At 62.4% G+C, this 20,870-nt stretch carries 11 protein-coding genes and 2 pseudogenes; 4 read left to right on the top strand and 9 right to left on the bottom strand.

Annotation, left to right across the window (positions count from 1 at the left end):
• Positions 1–215: 215 nt before the first annotated feature.
• Positions 216–3,338, top strand: coding sequence for a hypothetical protein (locus GGR39_RS03875; RefSeq protein WP_183615981.1), 3,123 nt, complete (start codon positions 216–218; stop codon positions 3,336–3,338).
• Positions 3,339–3,760: 422 nt separating this feature from the next.
• Here GGR39_RS03875 and GGR39_RS03870 read toward each other — a convergent pair.
• Positions 3,761–5,199, bottom strand: a pseudogene (locus GGR39_RS03870) (IS1182 family transposase).
• A gap of 264 nt (positions 5,200–5,463) precedes the next feature.
• On the opposite strand from GGR39_RS03870, the gene GGR39_RS03865 reads away from it, so the two are divergent.
• The gene (locus GGR39_RS03865) at positions 5,464–6,576 is read left to right on the top strand and encodes a DUF3800 domain-containing protein (protein WP_183615980.1); all 1,113 of its coding nucleotides are present in this window, start codon (positions 5,464–5,466) and stop codon (positions 6,574–6,576) included.
• Positions 6,577–6,814: 238 nt separating this feature from the next.
• On the opposite strand, the gene GGR39_RS03860 is transcribed toward GGR39_RS03865, so the two are convergent.
• The 4 genes from GGR39_RS03860 to traA form a co-directional block, all read right to left on the bottom strand.
• Complete coding sequence (locus tag GGR39_RS03860; RefSeq protein ID WP_183615979.1) at positions 6,815–11,176, bottom strand: NACHT domain-containing protein; 4,362 nt, start codon at positions 11,174–11,176, stop codon at positions 6,815–6,817.
• Between the two features lie 159 nt (positions 11,177–11,335).
• Positions 11,336–12,643 carry a hypothetical protein gene (locus GGR39_RS03855; protein ID WP_246388296.1) on the bottom strand — a complete coding sequence of 436 codons (1,308 nt, stop codon included), beginning with the start codon at positions 12,641–12,643 and terminating at the stop codon, positions 11,336–11,338.
• A gap of 428 nt (positions 12,644–13,071) precedes the next feature.
• Entirely contained in the window at positions 13,072–13,677 is a 606-nt protein-coding gene (locus GGR39_RS03850) for a DUF6118 family protein (protein WP_183615978.1), read from the bottom strand.
• Between the two features lie 10 nt (positions 13,678–13,687).
• A complete protein-coding gene (gene traA, locus GGR39_RS03845) occupies positions 13,688–16,594 on the bottom strand; it encodes a Ti-type conjugative transfer relaxase TraA (RefSeq protein ID WP_183615977.1) in 2,907 nt (968 codons plus the stop codon).
• On the opposite strand from traA, the gene GGR39_RS03840 reads away from it, so the two are divergent.
• The gene (locus tag GGR39_RS03840; RefSeq protein ID WP_425490578.1) at positions 16,593–17,093 is read left to right on the top strand and encodes a conjugal transfer protein TraD; all 501 of its coding nucleotides are present in this window, start codon (positions 16,593–16,595) and stop codon (positions 17,091–17,093) included. The two genes, traA and GGR39_RS03840, sit on opposite strands and share 2 nt — an antisense overlap.
• 57 nt (positions 17,094–17,150) lie before the next feature.
• Here the strand turns inward: GGR39_RS03840 and tnpC are convergent, their stop codons facing one another.
• The 3 genes from tnpC to GGR39_RS03825 are packed head-to-tail and all read right to left on the bottom strand — an operon-like array spanning position 17,151 to position 19,499.
• Positions 17,151–18,689, bottom strand: coding sequence for an IS66 family transposase (gene tnpC / locus GGR39_RS03835; protein WP_183615976.1), 1,539 nt, complete (start codon positions 18,687–18,689; stop codon positions 17,151–17,153).
• A 31-nt stretch (positions 18,690–18,720) separates the two neighbouring features.
• Positions 18,721–19,077, bottom strand: a complete 357-nt coding sequence (gene tnpB / locus GGR39_RS03830) for an IS66 family insertion sequence element accessory protein TnpB (protein WP_169041454.1) — start codon at positions 19,075–19,077, stop codon at positions 18,721–18,723.
• Positions 19,077–19,499 (bottom strand): transposase, encoded by a 423-nt coding sequence (locus GGR39_RS03825; protein ID WP_183615975.1) that lies wholly within the window; start codon positions 19,497–19,499, stop codon positions 19,077–19,079. Before GGR39_RS03825 ends, tnpB begins: the two co-directional genes overlap by 1 nt.
• A 56-nt stretch (positions 19,500–19,555) precedes the next feature.
• Here GGR39_RS03825 and GGR39_RS03820 point away from each other — a divergent pair.
• Positions 19,556–19,756: pseudogene (locus GGR39_RS03820) on the top strand (conjugal transfer protein TraD); the annotation flags it as partial.
• 131 nt (positions 19,757–19,887) lie between these two features.
• Here the strand turns inward: GGR39_RS03820 and GGR39_RS03815 are convergent.
• A complete protein-coding gene (locus tag GGR39_RS03815; RefSeq protein ID WP_183615974.1) occupies positions 19,888–20,811 on the bottom strand; it encodes a HEPN domain-containing protein in 924 nt (307 codons plus the stop codon).
• Positions 20,812–20,870 lie beyond the last annotated feature (59 nt).

Here is a 20,870-nt window from a genome sequence, read left to right as displayed (position 1 = left end):
AGCTGCCACTTGTTCAGGTGCGGGCTGGCGGCGGAAACTGGGCAGGCAGTGGGCTCGCAGTTTCAGCAGTCTAACCGAGGATAGCTGCCATGGCGCCCACAGCCTTGGCAAGGCGGGGTTTGGGTGAACGGCGGGTGCGCTGACTCCGCAACGCCCTCGGCTTACCGTGGTTTGGGCCACTGACTCTGTCGGGCCGATCGGCTATCCGGGGAGGCATGGAATTCCTCGACCAGCAGATCCATCCTCCGAAATCCTGGGATAAGTTCGAGGAGCTTAGTCGCGCCTTGTTCTCTGCGATCTGGAAGGATCCATGTGCGTGCCGACATGGCCGCACCGGCCAGAAGCAGTACGGCGTCGATGTCCATGGCTGCCCCGCTTCCGTGCCGGGCAAGACCTATGGTGTCCAGTGCAAGGGCAAGGACCAGCATTACGGCAAGCCCGCGACGACTGCCGAATTCGATACTGAGCTATTGAAGGCCGAGAAGTTCACGCCGTCCCTCGGCCACTGGACCTTCACGACTACGCATCCCGACGACGCCGTTCTCCAAGCACATGCCCGCGCGGTCTCGGAAGCGCGGGTCGCGGGCGGTAAGTTCCCGGTGGCTGCCTTTGGTTGGGGAACGTTTCAGGCTTTGCTGGCGCAGCATCCTGAAGTCATCGAGCAATTTTATCCCGAGCTGGGCGCTCAGTTGCCAACGTTGATCAGAAAGCTCACCGCACTCCCCGACCAGCTTCGAGCGGTGATCGAGAGCATCACGCCGCATGGCCAAGTCCTGGCATTAAAAGCTCCGGACTGGGTCGAGGAGCGCTTCGAGACTGCCCGCGACCTCGGGCCCGCCTTACTTGGCAGGCCGCTTGGGCCGGCCGATGTCAGCGCTTGCCCCGAATTGCCGCAGGTCGAGCGGCTGTGGCGCGAGCTCGAGGTCGGCTACAGCGCCCGGCTCGGAGCGACGGCGGGCGCGGGAAAGTCGGTCTGCGCCCTGCAGGTCGCAAAACGCGCGCACGACCGCGGATGGCGTGTCGTGCGGCTGCGCGATCCCGCGGCCCCCACTCTCGATTTTGCGGCCGGCGATCCGCCGACGCTGCATATCATCGACGACGCCCATCTGACTGATCCCGCACTGCTCCAGCGTGCGGAGCAGCGATGCTCCCCGACATGCTGGCTGCTAAGCGCCCACACCCTGGCCGACGACAAAGCCGCTCCCTCAGGCACGATCCGGATCAATCCCGAACAGGCTGTGGCCGTCATTGCTGCGGGTCTGCGTTCGGATATGGACGCAACCCGGCGTGTCGTGCAGCGAATCGATGACCGGATCGGACTGTCGGTCGGAAGCGAGTGGATCGAGGACCGGCTCGACGAGGCGGAGAAAGCTGAGCGCCCCTGGCAATTCTGCTTCATCCTGGGCGGCGGCTGGCGCCGGGCACGCCAGTCCGCCGAGGATGCGAAGGCCTCAAGCACGGATCTAGTCCTAGCGGCCGCTGCTATCCGCCAGCTGGCATCGCGCGATGCGCGCGCTACGCTCGCCGAGCTGGGCTCATTGCTCGATGCGGCGGAAATAGCGCCCGAAGACCGCCCGGCTGCGATCGACTGGCTGGTCCGCCAGCGGCTACTGCTCGGTGCGGACGACCTGCGATGCCCGCACCAGCGCCTGTCGGTCGTGCTGATCGCGCGCATCCTGGAAGGACAGGATGAGGCTGGACGCAAGCGCATCGGCGCGATGGTCAACCATGTCATCACGGGCTCGACGTTCCCGCTCGCCGGCCTCTCGCTGCTGCTGACCGAATGGCGGATGATGGGCGAATGGCCCACCCGCTGGACCTATCTGATCGACCGACCGCTGCTGATGGCGCTCGTCGAACGTTGCTGGCGCGCCGAGGAAGTTGTGGATCGGCGGGGAGCCGCTTGGCTGCTTTCCGAACTGCAAAGCTATCTCAACGACTGGGTCACGAAGGTGACGACTGGTCATGAGGACACCGCCGCTCGCTGGTTCGACGAATGCTTGCCCGGAACCGGCTATGCGGTCGGCCATCTATTCGGACAGTTTGGGATGAAAGACCCCGCGCTGACAACCGCGCTGATCGACCGTGCCGATCCTCTCAAAGCCGCCGCCGCCATCAGCCGACGTGATTCCGCGCTGGCGGGCGAAGCTGGCGGAATGATCTATTCCTGCATGGGCTATCGCTCCGAGGACTGGACCAGACGCTTTAGTGCCGCGGTCGATCGGCCCGCATGCCTTGCCACGATCAGCGGTTGGCCTAGCGACCAATATCTGTCGGGTGCCGACGAGCTCCTACGCCTCATGATCTGGGACGACCGGGAGTTCGGCCTCGACCTCGTCGAGGCCTTCGTCCCCGCGATCGCAGAGCGTTTGCGCGCCCAGCCTTTCCGCGAATTCCATGAGGTCCATGATGTCGTCTGGCACGGCCTGCGGCTGACCGACTCGCTGGGCCTCTATCGGGGTGCCAAGGGACCGACTGCCCGCATGGGCGCGATCGGGAAGAGGTTGGCCGCGGTCTGGGCGCCCGCGGATCTGGCGAAGCAAGTCGCCTTCGTCTCACCACGCCAAGTCCAGCCGGCTGGATGGCTGCTGATGTTCATCGGTGAGGTTTCGCGCAGGCAGTTCAATGAGACCGTCGCGTTGATCGACTGGGACCAATTGGATCGGACCCTCCGCGAAAGCTGGGCCCGCATGAACCATGACACGGAGGTGCTCCTCCATATCTGCTTCTCCGCGGCCGCCGCCAAGGCGCCGATCCAGGCGATGATCCTGCGCAACCTCGACAAAACCAAGGCGCTTTCGGTGCGGCTCGCAATGCTGGCGCCAGATGCCGCCGTCGCGCAACTCAAGGCGCGGCGTCAGGTTGCGCTGTCCAGCCACGACCATTTCAGCTGGCGGATGAGCGCTGCACTGCTCGCGCAATTGGCAGAGGCTCATGCCGACCTGCTCGATGCGATGATCGCGCCGCATGTAGCGATCGCGGCCAAGCAATTGTCGCGCAAGACCCAACCGTTTTTCGGTGAACCGCTCCCGTTCCTTCGGATCGTCTGGCAGTTCGCGCCAATTTCTTTCGAACGGATCTTGGCAGCAATGGACCCGGCAGGAGCCGAGGCTGGCTGGACAGCCGCGCTTCGCGGCGAGGACGCTGCCCAACATGCGCCAACTGGCGATCGCAAGCAGAAGGTCGCAGACCGACAGACGGCAGCCTGGCTGGTAGAACGTACCCTTGCGCGCAGCGACGCCATTGGCGAGGTCGCGCGCCGGTTGCGCAGGCGTTTGCCGCGCGGGTCGATTCCGCCATCCACCTTGTTGGAGGTCTTCAAGGCGAAAAAGAACTGACCAAAGCAAGGAAGCGCGGGCAGGTGGGCATATTTGAGCGAGATTACCTTAGGCACGCGCCTTCGGGTCATGCGTCAGCGGAAGGGTATCAGCCACCAGCGCTAACCGCGTGCTGCGCCGCACCCTTGAGCGTCCGCAAGGCGCGGTGGAGAGAGGTTAGACCGCCAGCACGTCGAGCAAGCGCGGCCTTGGTTTTTCACCTTCGACTTCGATCCGCGCCCGTGAGGAGTTGTGATAGGTCATCGCTATCAGACGGTTTCACGCCGGCCGAGCGGGAGGTTCTGGCAGAAGGTGCCGTTGAAAACCCGACCTGCGAACGGCGTCTTCTGGTCGAGGCTGTGTAAAAACGCGCAAAAGGGGGGGGCCGGATCTTAGCGGGGCTACAGGCTGTGGACGATTGTCGTTTAAGGGGCGCCTTTCGATCAGGTGCGGATCGCGGCAATGAGTGGCTGAATACCCATGATCTGGATCATCCGCTTCATATTATAGGCCAGCACGCACAAACTCATCTCGGTTCTGACATTTTCGAGCGTCTTGGTCAGGAAGTGGGTACTGCCCATCCAGGATTTGAGCGTGCCAAAGACATGCTCGACTGTCCGGCGACGGATGCCCATGGCGTTGGGTAACAGGTCCAGCCGCTTTTGCATCGCATCGATGACCCCCTCATGCTTCCATCGTTTGACGCGCTTCACGTATTCAGTGGTACAGCGAGATCGCAAAACGCAGCTCTGACATGCGCTCAGGTTGCGATAGTTGTCGATGTCGCCATGGTGGTCCGAACGCGGGTTGCCTTGGTCAGATATTCCCCGGCTGGGCAGGTATATCGGTCCTGGTCGGCGTCGTATACGAAGTCGGCCTTGGTGAATAAACCGCGCTGGGCTTTGCCGGACGTGTCGGTTCTGGGCACGCAGGGCAAAATCCCGGTGCCTTCGCATTCCAGCACCTGTTCGCCGTTCATGTAGCCGCGATCTGCCAGGACGGTGATCTCGGGTGCATCGATGGCCGCTAGCGCCTGCCGCCCCATCGGCGCGAGCTGGGCTCGGTCATTGCCCTCATTCACCACCTCATGCGCGACGATGAGGTGGTGTTCAGCATCCACCGCTGCCTGCAGGTTGTAGCCGACGATCCCAGTGCCGCGACCACTGCTGTTCATGGACCTGGCATCTGGATCGGTCAGCGAAACCTGATGATCGGGCGCGGCTTCGACCTGTGCGGCCATGTCCTTGAGGAACTGCATCTGACCGCGCAAGCCCGCGATCTTTTCCCTGATCTGGTCAACTCGCGCTTGCGGTACGTCGCTGGCTTCGCGATCGGCACGATCGAGGGCCGCAAGGTAGCGTTCGATGCTGCCCTCGACCTGCTCGATCCGCTTGGCCGCTTTGTGTTGTGTGTAATTCCGATCCCGGTTGTTCACCGCTTTGAATTTGCTTCCGTCGACTGCAACGGTCGCCTGTCCGAAAAGACTTAGCTGTCGGCACAGCACCACAAACTGGCTGCAGACCGCCCGGATTGCGTCACCATTGTCCCGTCGAAAGTTGGCGATCGTCTTGAAGTCCGGCGCCAATCGTCCGGTCAGCCACATCAATTCGATATTGCGCTGGGCCTCGCGCTCCAGCCGCCTGCTCGACTGGATCCTGTTTAGGTAGCCGTAAAGGTAGATCTTGAGCATCGTCGAAGGATGATACGCCGGGCGGCCAGTCTCGGCAGGCGTCGCTCCGGCAAAACCCGACCCATGGAAATCGAGCTCATCGATAAAGGCCTCGACCACTTGGACCGGGTTGTCCTCGGACACGTAATCATCAAGTGAGGCAGGCAGCAGAAAGGCCAGCCGGCGGTCTTCCCCTTGAACGAAACGGCCCATCCAAAGCCTCCCGAAAATCAGGCAAGACCGTAGCACATCCACGCGTTTTTACACAGCCTCGGTCGGGAGCCGCCACTTCCGGCATGCACCGACGCCATGTCCACTGCCGCCAACATTGCGGTCGTTCAAAGGGCCCAAAGTGCTCCTTGAAGCCTACCGATCGTTCATTTCAATTCGCGAGCCCCTAAATGGAACCAATATTGGAGTTAGGCGACCGTCTGCATACAGATTGCCGATGAGCAAAAGAGGACTGACTTAAGACCGATGCAACCCCCATCAGACTATTATCTCGATGAAAGTGGCAACACGGGCGACTTGAGCAACGTCAAGATTGACTCCTATTTCGTTGAGCAGCGCATGTTCGGCCTGGCAGCGTTCGGAACCGATCTCGATGACGATCTCATCCGTCAGTTTGGAGCCATCAAGGCCGCGCACCGCATCCAGGCACCGGAGGTCAAGGCCAAGCACGCCTATGACAAGCCGCCCTTCATGCTCGAGCTCCTAGACCTGCTGATGGCACGCAGTTGCCCGATCTTTATCGAGCTAGTGGACAAGCATTATTTCGTCGTCGCGAACATCATCGAGCGGATGGTCGTACCCTACGTGGGAGAGTGCGATGTAGAGCCCAAAACGCTTTGGATAAAGGGCGTCATGGCGGATTACATGGCCCTCTATGCGCCTCCCGATCTGGCGCATGCCTTCACCGCCTGCTGCCAAAGCCGGGACCACGCAGCGATCAGGGAGCTCTACAAAGCGATCATCCGATGGGCTCAGGAAAGTCCTTATCCGCCTCAAGAGGTCGCGCAAGGGATCGTCCGCTTTGCCCAGGACAGCCTGAAAGACTATCGCAAATTGCCCAAGGCGAGGGCTGTGGAGCGAGCGCTGCCAGTCCCCGACGCCAACCCGGTCGGCAAGCTGCTATGGGTGCTTCCCAATCTGACATCCTTCACCAACATCTATGCCCGCATCAACCACCACAGGGCTAAACGCATGTCGGGCGTGACCCTCTTCCATGACGAGCAGCTGCAGTTCGGAGACATTTTCCAGCAAAACAAGCAGATTGCCGAATCCTTTGCCGAACTCGGTCTGAAGCTCCCCTTGAAAACCGCCGACTTCGAATTTTGGGAGGCGGCGGAGCTGAAATTCCTGCGCTCCCATGAGTCGATTGGAATCCAGATCGCCGACATCCTCGCTGGTTTTTGCACGCGATATGTTCAAGACGTCGTGTGGAGCGGTGCGTCCCGGCAAGGTGACAAAGCGGTCGCTTTTGACCGCCTCGTCGGCTCGGCCAATCGCAACCGGGGGACAGGGATTAATTTCGTCGCGCCCGACCGCATGCTCCACTTTCTCGGGATCGCGCCGTTGCCAAATTACTAGCGCATTCGAGGTAGCACGCCGACGTTGCAGTCGCTGCGACAGGTGATCTTGCCGCGTGGAACTGCCACCTGATCCCGCCGACATAACTGCCATACAAACCTTCAAATCGGCTCGTCGGATGCGGCCGTTCGTTAAGCATGCGATTCGGGCCATACCTCAGATCAGATTGGGCTATTTTATCGTGGTCCGATTGCAAGTGCTGCGCGCGGCCACGCTGATCTCAAAAGGGGCGTGAACTCTAATCTGCCGTTGCGTCAGGATCGGGCGTCATAATTGGCCACGATTTACCGGACTCAAGATCGGGATGACGCGGCTCCGAAACGGGTACGCCGCGCTCATCCCGTATGGTGTCAATGGCAGTAAGGCAACGCGCGGCGGCATCCGCAGGCCCGCTATCGACCGTTCGTGCGAGCAATGCTTGTCGCAGTTCGGCGGCGGGCACCGGCACCACGTTGTAGGCGTTGCTCCAGCTCTCCACCGGCACGCGTTTCGTGACAACGGTTTCAATCGTGTGCCAATCTAACATGGGCCGCTGCGTTTGCCCTCCAACATCGACCAGGAGCAGCAAGCCTTCGCAGTCGGGGTTTTCAGAAACGGCCCTTGCCAGAAGTGCATGGGCGGGGGAGCAGGCATTATCCTTCAGTAAATCATAGACCTGCTTGCGCACATCCGGATGTTTGGCGATCAGTGCGCCGAGTTCACGCGACAACCGCCAGCCATCGACTGACTTGGTGTCGAAAGCGCCCTTCGCTGTCAGTTCAACGAAACGATGCGCGGATGAGGCGGTGCCCAGCTTGAGCGCGGCCGCCCGCCATTGATAGTTTTCGTAGAATCGTGGATCTTTTTCGGCGAGTTCAAACAAGGCTTCTTCGCCACCCGCCGAAGGCGTCACGGCGAAGGCGTCAATCATTCCCTCTAGAAAGCGCGGCTCCCGCTGTGCGGCCGGCATGTCCTGTACAATATCGAGTGCTACAGCGGGTTGATTGGTAAAGGGTAATAATCTCAACCATTCCCGCAATTCATAGTCTTGGTTGTCCATGAGCATCCATGGATGGATTCTTGCAGCCTCAAGTGTTTCGGCGATACCATCGATGACGAGCTTGCTGTCGATTTCCGCGCCGGACAGAACCAAATTGAACAGCAATTTGGAACGCGTGCGACGGGGTGTCAGAGAGATAAGCTTCTCAATGATGGCGTCGCGCTGGCCGTGCGGCAAACGTACAGCCACGATACCGAGTTCGGCCGCAAGCTGCTTCTGGTCATCTGTTGCGCCATCCGCGATAAGCGTTTCTATGACAGAGAAAATGGCTTCCGCCGCGTCCGATGTCGCAGCGGGATCAACGGCTTGGGCCGCACGCTTTTCCGCCACGCCGCTAAAATCATGTCCGCCAAAGACGCGTTTGTCCGGCGGCGGTTCGTTTACGGCCTTCCAATGCTCCGCGAGAACGCATGCCGCGAGTTCGCCGAAGTGCGGATCGGCGAGATATTCACACATCAACGCGGTCGTTTCCGGCGACTTTATGGCCATGAACGCACGCATATATTCGTGCATCATGGGCCAACTCGCCTCGTCTCTTGCTTTGCCTTGTTGCCAGCCTTCGGCAGCGGCTTCTTCCCGGAAAGCGCGGTAGCGGCGGAGATTTTCATCCAGCATCCGCTTTAAGAGAGGAAGCAAACTTACATGGGGCGCACGGCGTGCAAGCGTAGCGACGCTCGCAATATGCCGCCGCTCCGCATCGCCGGACGCCAAAAGGCGATTGCCCCAGTTTTCGATGAGCGCACGGATAGCAGCAAGGCTTTCCGCATCGAAAGGACGACCCCGGTCGGCCTCGTCGGGATGACGTGACAGCAATTCGGCTAGTCGCTCTATCTGCGCATTGTCTGCTTCTGCGGAACGCGCCTGCGCGGCTGCGACTAGGCTTGCGCCCGGCACGTGCGCAATACGCGATTGGATGCAGTGATACCGGTCCGCAGCCGTCTGATTATACTTGCCGTCCGCATCGCGCAGCCGTGTCGCCGCATCCAAGAGCGTATCGATCATGCGCCCCACAGATTGGCGGCCGAGAACGGAGGCAGCAGCTTCCGCCTGGTCATCCAGACGGGGGGATTCCGCCAGCGCGAGCCGGAGGAGATCATCGTTTTCAAGGCCGAAACCGGCGCTGGCGAGAATATCATCCGCCCCATAGAATAGCTCGCGGTTCGCGCGCACCCGCGCCAGCAAGCCCTCGACTACGGCCTGCGGATACCGGTTCCGCGCCTCATAAATGAGGCGTACCGCCGCATCTTGCCTGTCCTTGATCTCCATATCGCTGATAATAGTGGCGAGTTCGGCGCTCCTGTCTTGGATATCACTGGCGAAAATGATCGAGTGCAGCCGATCATAAGTTGACATGCCGCTTTCTTCGTACCGCTTGCGCGCAGCGGTGATCCCCTGCTGCACAGCCTCGTCGTCCACTTCGTCCACAAGGCTTTTTCGCGCTACCAAGTTGAAGGTTGCGTCTTTTGCGCCTTGCAGCAGTTCGGCGATGTGGCGGTCGGCGCGGCGGAATGAAAGCGCGTCAACGACGGAAGCCTGTACCTCCGGATCGGGATCGTCCTTCGCAACCGCCGTTGCGAGGTCGAGGCCGTCCATGCCGCTGTGAAACGCCATTTCATGCAGGAGAACCGCGCGCGCCTGCGGCGGCAAAGCCTTGATGCGCTTTTCCGCATCTGGCACCAGCAAGGAGGGTCGAAAGCGCCTGCAATTGCGGAGCGCCTTGAGGCTTACCTGATCGTTTTCATGCGTGATGAGCGGCCAGATGCGATCAAGGAATTCCGGACGCCCTGAATTCATCATGAAGCGGAAGGCGCGGTCGCATTTGCCGGGTGTGTGCCAATGGCTGACACGTTCCTGGATCGTCGCCGCGATGGAGTCCCAGACTTCATCCGTCGCGCGGTAGATCATTTCGGCGGCGAGCATCGGATCGACCTCGAAAGCGGCGAGGATTGCCTTTCCACAGGCAGCGTTCCCGGGTTCTGTTCCCCGCGCCATGCGCTCCACCGCAAAGAGGATAGATTCCTCCCATGCCGGGAGATTGAAGATTTCCGATTTCAGCGCTTCGCGACCCTTGGGATCATCCACTTCGCTGATGATCCGGCGTTCAACCGCATGCGAGGCATACCATTCCTGCAACTGCTGGTGCTGGAATGAAACGCCGGGCGTATCACCGGCCCGCATGAGCACATGGCTGTTGACCAGCACTTCCAGCACGTCACCGGGATCGGGCTGAGAACTCAAAGTCAATTGCCCGTTCTGGACGAGCAGCGCGCCCGTTTCAGAGATCGACCGCCGCGCGTTGCTGTCCGCAATGGCAGTATTTGCCGTTTGCGAGGCAAAAACAGCAAGGCTGTCGAGAAAGTCTTCCTGAAAACCTTTCGCCACGCCATGCAACGCCTCTGCACGGCTGGCTTCCTTCTCATGAGCGGTCACGAAATGCCGCAATACTTCCTCTTTCGTCGTCGGAAACGACACATTCTCGGGAAGCGAAAGCAAGGCCGACAGGTAAAGCGGTATCGTGACAAGTTCGCGCACGCCCGTTGTGCGCCAAGCCTGATCCACGATCTTAGCCCCCGCATCGCCGCGCAGGGCGACGGCGATCTGCATTTGCTGTTCCTCGCTGAGCGGCAAGAGATCGACGCGCGTTCCAGCGAACGGCACGTCAAGCGCTTGCCTACGCGTCGAGACGATGAGCCCGAGTTCCGGCAATTCCGCCTTGAGGGTCTCGACCTGCACGCGCGCGCGCTTGCGTGCCTCCGCGTCCAGTTCGTTCCAGCCATCCAGCAACACTACGATGCCGGGCTGGCTTGCCGCCGCGCGGAAATCGTCTTCCGAAATGCCTTTGAATGCAGGACGTTTAAGGATCGAGCTGAGAACGGTTGCGTCTTCCGTCGCCCAATCCCCGAGCGGCACGATGAGCGGCGTACCGCTGCCGTCCGCCAGCATGGCGTCGGCGATCTGGAAGAGTGTCGTCGTTTTTCCCATGCCGGGTGGCGCGACGAGGACTAAATCGTCCAATGACACGACCGCACGCGCGATTGCGTTTGTCGTTGCAGGTTCGCCGAGCCCATCCACTTCGAGCCTGAGCGGAACCGGTGTGGCAGGCCATTTTGCCGTATTGCGGAACACGGCGAGATCGGTTGCGGCGGCGTCCCGTAGACGCACATACAGATCGCCATCGGGTTGCGCTGCTGAGGCGGGCGGCGCTTCATTCCGCAATACGCGCCGCCAGGAGTCCTCTTCCGCCTGCCTTTTCCATTGACGCAGGAGGTCAACGGTGAATGCCCTCACGTCTGAATCAATGGCCTTGCCGTGGTCTCGGCACATCCAGATGCCGTTTTTCGCCGACGAACGCTGTTCGGGCGTCATCTTCTCGTCATAGCGGGGGCCACCGGGCGCAGCGGCGCAAATATGGGCTGCTGTGCCGATATTGATTTCACCGTCGCCATCCGCCGTCGCGCCAACTGTTAGCGTGCGGCACGTCGGATACGAACAAAGCCAGCCCGCGCGTTTCGCGATCTGGAGAACTGTCTTCTGTGAAAAATCGTCTCTGTTTCTTGCCAAGGCAGGTGCTCAAATCTCTTCATTTACTAAACGATGGCGATACACGCTGATATAGCACTTCGAAGTGCATGCGAAAAAACCTGAACACGTCAGTTTTCCCATAAACTTGGGCATTTCCGCGTAAACCTGCGCTTCTTGTGCGCGCGCAGCGGCGGGCGCTCAGCCCCTAGCAATCCGCGCCCTGGTCAGGTCATGCACAAGGGCGATCAGTTCATGCACGTGCTGGTCGCCTTCCGCCGTGGACCACGGCGCAGCCATTTCGCCGTGCATGACCGAGTTGCGGAGCTTCTGCCACGTATCTACATGGGCCGGATTGACCGTTCCGGCTTTGGCCAGAGTACGGAGGAATGCGAGTGGGCTGTGCTGTTTTACAAACCCCAGATTGGATAACATGCGCCCGCGAAGCGCAGCGTCACCGTCCCAGGCGCGAAGGTGCTTTTCCATGGCTTTCAGGGTATCATCAGAAAACTCCGAGCGCCTGTCGCCCTCGCTCATAAGCGATTTTGCCAGTGCCTCGACCGTGCTGGCGAGTGTGAGCAGGATGCCCCACCGCGAGCCGCGTTGTGCCTGCCAGAGTTCTTCATAAAGCCGCGTCACCTCGTGATTTTGCATGTCTGCCGTATCGTCCCCGGCGGCCACCATCGACAGGATGTCGGCATAGAGCTGCCAAAAACGCTCATCGTGCGTGCGGTCGAGGCCCATTGGCTGCATCAGGCCGAACGGCGAAGGCGTCACCTGCCGTGGCGCGGGCAGCAGGGTTACGAAGGCCGAACCGTCGCCGAAGTTCCGCGCGGTGAGCCGGGGATAAACGATTGCGCCCATCAGGATACGCAGCGGCTCTGACAGCCAGCCTTCGGCATCGGGGTGGCGGAGCTGATCGCTTGTATCGGCGGTCAGCCACAATCCATCCTCGGACAGGTCATTGGCGAAGACGACCCGGGTGCCGAGGACGTCGATCACCTGCCGTCCCGGTCCCCGGCTCCCGCCAAGCTCTTCATCGCCGCGAGTCGTTGTCGTCATCATCCATTCGTTCATGGGCAAATGGAAAGGGGGCAAGAACAGCAACTCTACGCTGCTGTCCTTCGCCACCCAGGGGCCGGTGACTTTCGTGCTTAGCCCCTGCAATTCTCCGGCGAGCGGCCAGCCATGCTTGTGGTCGGTGAAGAAATCGACGGCAGTATAACCGCCAGCCCATTCATTGCCTTCGTAGTCGGTGGCAAAGAGGCCGAACTGTTCAAGCGCATCATAGGGATTCTCGCGCGCCGAAATCATCTTACGCCAAGCCGCGCCGCCGTCAGCCGCGGTCCCGTACATTGAGAAACGGATGCTTGAGGAACCGTCGTTTTCAATCCGGCCAGGGCCGGAGACAATGGAGCCTTCAAAATCCCTGCCAACCAGCAGGATATCGCTGCACTCCAGCGTGTAAGAATTGCTAAAAAGCCGTTTCCAGTATGAAAGCGTTTGCATAATCACTGCCCCAACGAGATGCGCTCAGCACCCGACTAGCCTAGGTTTTTAGGCAGCCGAATGAAGATGCGCTTATTTCAATCGCCGACCAACATTGTAGCCGTAGTGGGCGCTCCGACCGAGTGTCCGCTCTTGGAATTGGCCAGGGCGGCTCGAATGACCGGGATGGGGGCGCGTTGCTGAGACGCCGGCTCGCCGGTCGAAACGTCCGCTATCCCAATTGGCACTCTTGAAAGGAGACGTTCCGGTTCGTCCGCATTAGCCGACGTTCACCCGCCCGGATGAACGAAGGGCTGCTTTCGCCCGCCGGCGCTCGTAAGCGGCCCTTCCGGATCGTCCAACAACCCGGTCATTCGGATCCACCAGTAGGTGCACTCGGCAAGGGTCATTTTGATGGACCCAGACGAAGTGGAATGATGCGCGGAGACTTACCGCTTGATCCTGCCTGCCCTCTCCCGCTCGTGCGCGACGATCCGGTTCCATCGCTGCGGGTCAGCCTTGGCCATCATGTTCTGGCCGGCATCCCACATGTTCGTGCCTAGCATTCTTGCGGCGATCCGCTCGGGCGCGGCCCAGCTGACCGGAAGCGATCGCGCAAGTGCACCAGGCAGGATCGCCCACAGCACCATACCTGCGACCGCGAAGGCTATGCGGTTGTAGCGCAACTCCTCGTCCTGCTCGCTGGCAGATCGCGATCGTGCGACGATCGCGTCTATCCTGTCGCTGGTTGCCTTCATGGCGCTACGCGCGAGCTCCAGCGCCTGCCGATCCGAATCGTGCCGGCTTGCCGCTGCCTCCGCGATTTCGCGCTCCAGATCCTTGGGCGACAGCTTGATCCCGGGGCGCTCGGAAACCTTTTGGGCCCAGGTGACGACGTGCTCGAGACGTATGCTGATGGCTTCCAGGCTCGGTGCATAGTCGGGCTGCGACGTGCGCTCGACGGCGCGGCGCAGCAAGCTGACTTCGCCGCGCAGCTCGCTGAAAGCATGGGCGGCAAGGCTGGTGTCGACGGGTGGCGCGGTGTCAGGTGCCATAGACGCGATGTTACAGTCCTATCCCACGCCCACGCGAGAGGCCGATCCATCGCTGGATATCCTGAGACAACGATACGCCGGTACCGACCTCGATCCCGAGACGCGGAAGCCGCTTCCTGACCAGCGACTCGGCCTGAGCATCGCGCTCGATGCTCTTGGCCATGCCCGTCATCTGCTTCTCGATCACGCTTTGGCCTTTGTGATCACCGGCATTACGCATCGCCTGGTGCGCTCTTTCCAGCTTCTGCCAGTCCTTGACGAAGCGGTCGGCGCGCTTTTCTGGAGTGGCGCGTAGTTCCGCTTCCAGCGCCATGGCGCGGATGGCGGCGCTGGTCCGGCCTGCGGCTGCCTCGGAGACCAGCTCGCCATCGCGTGCGAACGCTGCGCGAAGATCGCGGGCGGCATCGGGGCGAGCGGCATCGAGTTGCGCAGCCGCCTTCTGGAAGGCGATGGTCTGGTGGGCAAGCTCGGTATAGCCATCCTTGCGCATGCGCATGATGTCGGCAGTGGCGCGTGCAAACCGCTGGACGGCTGTGCTCAAGCTGACCGGCTCTGCGGCGCGTGGTCCCGGCGACAGGGGCCGGGTTGGTGCGACAGCCCTGTCTCGCGCCGGCGGCGGGTGCACGGGCCGCAGGTCGAGGCCGGCGAACGGATCGCGTGTCGCAACAGGCCTCGTCCGTTCTGCCGCCATTGCCGGCGTCTGGACCTGCCGGCGATCTGCACTGTCCTGTGTGTAGTCCGCCACCATGTCCTTGCCGCGGTCGCGGCCGAGGGTGCGCACGAGCCGGTCGCGGTCGGCAAAGTCGTCGGCACCGTAGTGCAGGTCGACGCTGTCACGATGACGCGAGAGCACTACGTAAGCGCCATGCCGATCGAGGCCGGGCGTGGCGAGCACATGGACCTTGTCGACGGTCATGCCTTGCGCCTTGTGGATCGTCGCGGCGTAGCCGTGGTCAATCTGATTGTAGTCCTTGAGATCGAAGGCGACGGCGCGGCCATCGTCGAGCATCACCGCCATGCTGATCGGACTGACGGAGCGGATGGTACCCAGCGAGCCGTTCTTCACACCCAGGCTGCGCTCGTTCTTCAGGAACATGACCCTGTCGCCCGCAGCAAAGTCGCGACTGCCACGTTCGACGCCGAGCGTCACCTCCTTGCCCAGCTGATTGGCGGCACGCAGCCGCGCTCGCGCCGCCCCATTCAGCGCCTGCACTTCGTCGTTGGTATGGGTGAGGATGATGCGGCTTGCATTGGGGTTTGCCTGACGGTCCGTGTCCCAGCGCGCGATCAGATTGGTGCGTGCAGCGTCTCGGGTGCCTGCCGCATGGACATGCCCCGCCTGCTCATACGCAGCCAGCGCCTCGCCGGTGCGTCCTGTCGCCAGGTGCCGCGTTGCATCGCGCTGCCAGTCCTCACGCTGACGGCGCACTTGGGTGATCTCGATGGCGCCATGGCGCTCGGCGATCGAGCGGAAGGCTGCGCCCGCTTCGATCGCCTGCAACTGCTCGGGATCACCGACCAGCACCACCTTGGCGTGCCGCTTCTCGGCTTCGGCGAGCACGCGCTCCATCTGGCGCGTGCCGATCATGCCTGCCTCGTCGATAACGAGCACGCTTTTGTCGGTCAGCAGCTCACGCTGCTGCCCCCACTGATGCTCCATGCTGGCGATCGTGCGACTGACGATGCCCGAACCGCTCTCGAGGTTCTCGGCAGCGATGCCAGACAACGCGAGCCCCCGCACGTCGTAGCCGGCCTGCTCCCAGGCCTCGCGCGCGATGCCCAGCATCGCGCTCTTACCGGTGCCGGCGTAGCCGACGACGCTGGTGAGACCGCGGCTGCTGGTGACATGCTCCAAGGCACCGCGCTGCTCGGGCGAAAGTACCATATCTCTGGATTGAGCGCGCGCCAGCGCGCGCTCGATGTGGCGCTCGTCGACACCATGGTTGCGCGCGGCATCGAGCCGTATGGTCGCACTCTCCAGCCGCCGCTCGGTTTCGATCATGCCGCGCGAGGTGAAGCGGTCTTCGCCTCTGCCATCCTTGCCCAGCGAGACCAGCTCGGGTGAGGCTCGGACAGCTGCCAGAACCTGATCGAACTGATCCTTGCCCTCGCTGTGCCGATGCACAAACCTGGCAAGATCACGGGTGGTGAAAGTCGCTTGCTGCTGGGTGATCGCATCCAGTGCGATCGTAGGCTTGGCGAGGATCCGCTCGCCGTTGGCGCGGGCGATCGCGAGATGCTCTTCGAGCCGCTCGCTCTCCAGCCCTTGCCCCGCCATGCGCGCAGCCGCCGGGCCGATCTTGTGCTGCGGCTCGAGTTCGATGCCCTGCGCTTCCAAGGATCGGTGATCGACCCGGGCATCAATGTCGAGCTCGGCCAGGCGCGCGTTGACGTGTTCGGCCCAGGCCTCGCGCCAGTGGGTGAGCAGCTCGGTCTTGTTCCACTCGCGCACTTTGGGGCCGAAGCCCTCGTCGGTGACTTGCCGCAGTCCCAGCATCACATGCGCGTGGGGTTTGGGGAGCCCATCCTCGCCGATATCCCAGTGCACGTTGAGATCGGCGACCATGCCGCGCGCCACGAACTCACGAGCCGCGAAGTTGCGCGCCAGGCGGATGCCTTGGGTCTGGTCCAGCTCGCGCGGAAGCGCGAACTCGATCTCGCGCGCCAGCTGCGCGTCCTTGCGCACTTCGACGGCCTCGATATCGTTCCATAGCTGCTCGCGATCCTGCCAGCGCTCAGGCGCGCCGTCGGGCAGCATGACTTCGGAGTGCACGACGCCCGCTTTGTTGGAGAAATTGTGGGCACGGTCGAGGCGCTGGTCGTGCAGCCTTGAGGCCGAGCGGTAGGCGGCCGCGGCCACGGCGGACGAGCCGGAAGCGCGGGAAATGACTTTGGCCGAGAAGTGGTAGATCGCCATGACGGCCATCCACTTACACTTCAAAAGCGACGTCGGCACGACGTATAAGCGCGCCCTCGAAAGATTTCATCAACCTCGGGAATACGAAATCTCAGGAGATTTCACGACATTGCCGCTGATCGAGAGCGACGATAACTGGTCAGTCCGCCACCCACTACAAGGAGCCGGACAGATGCGCAAACCCCGTGACTACGATTCGGAGCTCAAGGCACTCGAGCAGAAAGCGCGGCAACTCAAATCGCGCCGGCAGAGCCAGCTCGGCGAGCTGGTCATCGCGACAGGTGCCGACAGCCTCGCATCAGAAGAACTCGCCGGCGCGCTTCTTGCGGCTGCCGGTACCAGCGATCGCGCGACGAAAGAGGTGTGGCGCAGGCGCGGTGCCGCCTTCTTTTCAGGCGAGCGGCAGGGCACTGGCGAGCGCGCTACCAGCGAGCCGGCAAGCGCTCGGCCGGGTGACAGCAGCACGCCACCGGCTAGCAGCGAGCCAGGCGCGGCATGACACCCGAGATTGGCAGGTGAAACGACGCGAGCGGACCCGCCATCGTAAGCGGTGTCCTCAGGCCACGGCCGTCCATGGCATAAGTTCGCCGACGGCGTTCGCTGGATGACCGCTGGCCAGCTTGGCCAAGGTGTCTGTCAGCCAGGCGTGCGGGTTGATGCCGGAGATCTTGCAGTTCTCGATCAGCGTGGCGATGACCGCCCAGTTGTCGCCGCCTTCGTCTGAACCTGCGAACAGGGCATTCTTGCGATTGAGGGCCAGCGGCCTGATCGACCGCTCGACGGTGTTGGAATCCAGCTCGACGCGGCCGTCGTCGAGGAACAGTGACAGCCCGGCCCAGCGGGTCAGCGCGTAGCGGATGGCATCGGCGAGCTTGCTCTTGGCACTGACCTGCCGGAGCCGCGCCTCAAGATAGACGTGCAGGTCATCGACGATGGCGCGGGCCCGTTCGGCGCGCACGGCGCGGCGCTGCTCCGCCGAGGTGCCGCGAACCTCGTCCTCGATCGCGTAGAGCATGGCGATCCGGCGTAGCACCTCGGCCGCGACCGGCGAGTTGTCGGCCAGCTCGTAGAATTTACGCCGCACGTGCGACCAGCAGAAGGCCAGGCTCACCTGCTGCCGGCGCCTGGCCAGAGCGGCATAGCCGCCAAAGCCATCGACCTGCAGGATGCCGGCGAAGTCACCGAGATGGGCTTCGGCCCGCTCACCTTTGCGGTCAGCGGCATAGACATAGGCCACCATCGGCGGATCTTCGCTGCCCCACGGTCGATCGTCCCGGGCATAGGCCCAGAGCTGGCCCGTCTTCGTCCGCCCGCGGCCGGGATCGAGCACCGGCGCCGTGGTCTCGTCGGCGAACAGCCGCTCGGATCGTCGCAATCGCTCGAGGATGTGATCGCGCAAGGGGCGCAGGTACCAGGCGGCCCGGCCAACCCAGTCCGCCAGGGTGGATCGGTCGAGTTGGATGCCTTCCCGCGCGTAGATCTGGGCCTGGCGGTATAAGGGCAGGTGATCGGCATACTTGGCGACCAGGACCTGCGCGATCAGCGCCTCGGTGGGGATGCCGCCCTCGACGATTCGCGCCGGGGCCGGTGCCTGGACGATCGCGCTCTCGCACGAGCGGCAGCCATAGCGCGGACGGCGGGTGACCAGCACGCGGAAGGTGGTCGGCACGACGTCGAGACGCTCGGCCACGTCCTCACCGATCTGGTGGAGCGCGCCGCCACAGCAGGTGCAGGACTTATCCTCGACGTCGATGACCTGCTCGATCCGATCCAGATGCGCTGGCAGCGAGCCGCGGTTGGCCTTGCGGGGCCGCTCACCGCCGGCCTTCGTGACCACCGCCTCGCTGACGGCGCGGGCCTTGCCGAGCGCTGTCTCGATATCTTCCAGGCAGAGTTCGAGTTGGTCGGGATCGAGTTGCTCGGACTTGCGGCCAAACCGGTGCCGCACGAACGCATCAATGATCGACTGAAGCCGCTCGATCTCTGCGTCGGACTCACCCTTGGCGACCATCACATCGGCCAGCTTGCGAGACTGCTCGAGGGCGAACGCACGGAGCGCTTCAACGTCTTCTGGCAGGTCCGCCTCCATGAGCATGGATGGAGTGAATCAGCAGTGAGAACCCCCGTCAACCGGCAATCTGCGGGGCGATCGGGCGGCGTCCGCCGTGCACCCGGCGCCAGTCCAGACCCTCGAGCAAGGCGCCCAACTGCGCCGCCGTCAGCCGCATCACGCCGTCCCGGATCGCCGGCCACTTGAACCCGCCGGACTCCAGCCTCTTGGCCATCAGGCACAGCCCGGTGCCATCCCACCAGACGAGCTTGATCCGGTCGCTGCGCTTGGCCCGGAACACATAGATCACGCCGGAATAGGGATCGCCGCCGTACTCCGCGCCGACCAGCGCAGCCAGCGCATCCGGGCCTTTGCGGAAATCCACCGGACGCGTGGCGACCATGACCTTCGCACCTGGACCGATCCCAATCATCAGCTGGCCCCCGCTTGCAGGGCTTGAATGATGGCCACGGCCAGATCGGTCCTGACGGCCTGTCCTATCCGGACCACGGCACCACCAACTTCGACCTCAATGCTATCGCCCGAGCTCGGTGGTGAGCCACCCACGACCGGCACAAACATCGGCTCGTCGCGTGGCGGAAGCTTGGCGGCCTCCATCGCGTAACGCAGCTCCCTGCGCCACGTGTACAACAGCGCCGTGCTGATCTCCCGCTCGCGAGCAAAGGCCGCGACGTTATCGCAGCGCTCCATCTCGGCGACTAGCTCCAGCTTCTGCTCAACCGTCCAGACGCGGCGCCGACCTGACAGTCGGCCAAGGACCTCGACCCGCCCAGGAGGCTTCAGAGGCACTCCAATGTGCGTGTCCAATGCGGTCGTAACGCGGTGCTCGTCCATCCCCGCACTTCAACCACCACCCCGAGGCCACGCAAGGTGCCGCCAGAACACCGCTTACCCGCCATCTGATCGAGCTTGGTGGTCTGATCGCAAAGGCCGGGCTGGTCGAGCTCGTTGACGACGATCGGGCGGTGATACTCGGTCTGCTGACTGAAGCAGCAGCGCGACTGCGCGGCGAGGACCGTGAGGCTATGCTGACGCTATGGCGCCGACGTGGCAAGCGCGCCTTTCTCGCTGATCCGCAGGAGAGAAAATGACCTGCTCGCAAAGCTGAGCAAGTCATTCCGGCTTGGCAACGGTCGAATGAACCTAAGTTGCGGACGCTCTTACGAAGAACGGCCTCCCAATAAAAGTCCTAGCGGCTCCGCGAAAACACACCCTTGAACCTTCAGCCAGCGTTGCGAGCAGTGGCTTCCAATTGCGCGATCCGCTCAGTGCAGATCGCGTGCACGACCCGGCCGAGTTCCTCGACCTGTTCGCCAAGCCACATGAGCTCCTCGGAGGTGATCTTGTAGTGCTTCGAGTAGCGCGCCTTCACGTAGGCGTCCTTGAGCTTCTCGAACATCGCACGCTCACGCCGTGTCTCGCGCGGCCATGCATAGACCAGTCGCATGTCGAGCCGCTCGGCCTGCGTGCGCAGGAATGCAAGGTTGTGGTTGTGCGGCGTGTAGAAGGTGCTGACTAAAAGCACGCAATGATAGAGGCTTTCGGCGGTTTGATGCAGCATAAAAGCTGCCCGCTTTGATCGGCCCTTCTCCATGAGATGCTTGGCGCTGTCTGAAAAATCTGAGGCGCTGGCTATCCACTCCTCGAAGTACTCCTTTGCCATCGCCAGCGCCTGCTGCGGGGTCTTCGGCTTGGGCTCGGGCAGTGGCCTGTCGTCCACCTCCTGCAGCACAATCCCATCACGTGCGATGTCGAGGAAGAAGAAGCGCCCGTGCGCAAGCCCGTCGCCGACCTCCTGCCAGGAGTGCACCACGAAGTTGACGGGTGTGCGCAGGCGGCCGGCTAGCTTCTCTTCGATCAGGCGCTGCTCGGCCGCGGTCCAATAGGCTGCGCGGTCGGTCAGCTCCTTCTGGTTGACGATGATCAGCAGGTCGAAGTCGGAGACGTAGCCCTTGGCGGTATGCGGCTCGTCGACCCAGCCGCCACGCGCGTGGCTGCCATAGAGGATCACCTTGAGAATGCGACCACGCTTGCGCCGCGCAGTCGCGTTCTCGTGCGCGGCTCCGAACTCCTCAAAGATGATCTGCACCACACGTTCCAGCTCACGCTGCTTGGCGGGTGGTAGATGATCGAGATCGATGCGCATAACACGGCTACCCTGTCGCGGCAGCCGAGCGATGGCAAGCCATCGCTTGACGGGTGTGG

This window comes from Novosphingobium fluoreni (assembly GCF_014196615.1).
Lineage (GTDB): Bacteria > Pseudomonadota > Alphaproteobacteria > Sphingomonadales > Sphingomonadaceae > Novosphingobium > Novosphingobium fluoreni.
Note: the sequence above shows the minus strand (reverse complement) of the source record. Positions and strands in the feature narration are given on the sequence as shown.

Coding starts and splice junctions, on each gene's coding strand:
- GGR39_RS03855 (WP_246388296.1), bottom strand. CDS start 12,643: ATGCAAACGCTTTCATACTGGAAACGGCTTTTTAGCAATTCTTACACG.
- GGR39_RS03865 (WP_183615980.1), top strand. CDS start 5,464: ATGCAACCCCCATCAGACTATTATCTCGATGAAAGTGGCAACACGGGC.
- traA (WP_183615977.1), bottom strand. CDS start 16,594: ATGGCGATCTACCACTTCTCGGCCAAAGTCATTTCCCGCGCTTCCGGC.
- GGR39_RS03825 (WP_183615975.1), bottom strand. CDS start 19,499: ATGGACGAGCACCGCGTTACGACCGCATTGGACACGCACATTGGAGTG.
- GGR39_RS03840 (WP_425490578.1), top strand. CDS start 16,593: ATGACGGCCATCCACTTACACTTCAAAAGCGACGTCGGCACGACGTAT.
- tnpC (WP_183615976.1), bottom strand. CDS start 18,689: ATGCTCATGGAGGCGGACCTGCCAGAAGACGTTGAAGCGCTCCGTGCG.
- tnpB (WP_169041454.1), bottom strand. CDS start 19,077: ATGATTGGGATCGGTCCAGGTGCGAAGGTCATGGTCGCCACGCGTCCG.
- GGR39_RS03850 (WP_183615978.1), bottom strand. CDS start 13,677: ATGGCACCTGACACCGCGCCACCCGTCGACACCAGCCTTGCCGCCCAT.
- GGR39_RS03875 (WP_183615981.1), top strand. CDS start 216: ATGGAATTCCTCGACCAGCAGATCCATCCTCCGAAATCCTGGGATAAG.
- GGR39_RS03815 (WP_183615974.1), bottom strand. CDS start 20,811: ATGCGCATCGATCTCGATCATCTACCACCCGCCAAGCAGCGTGAGCTG.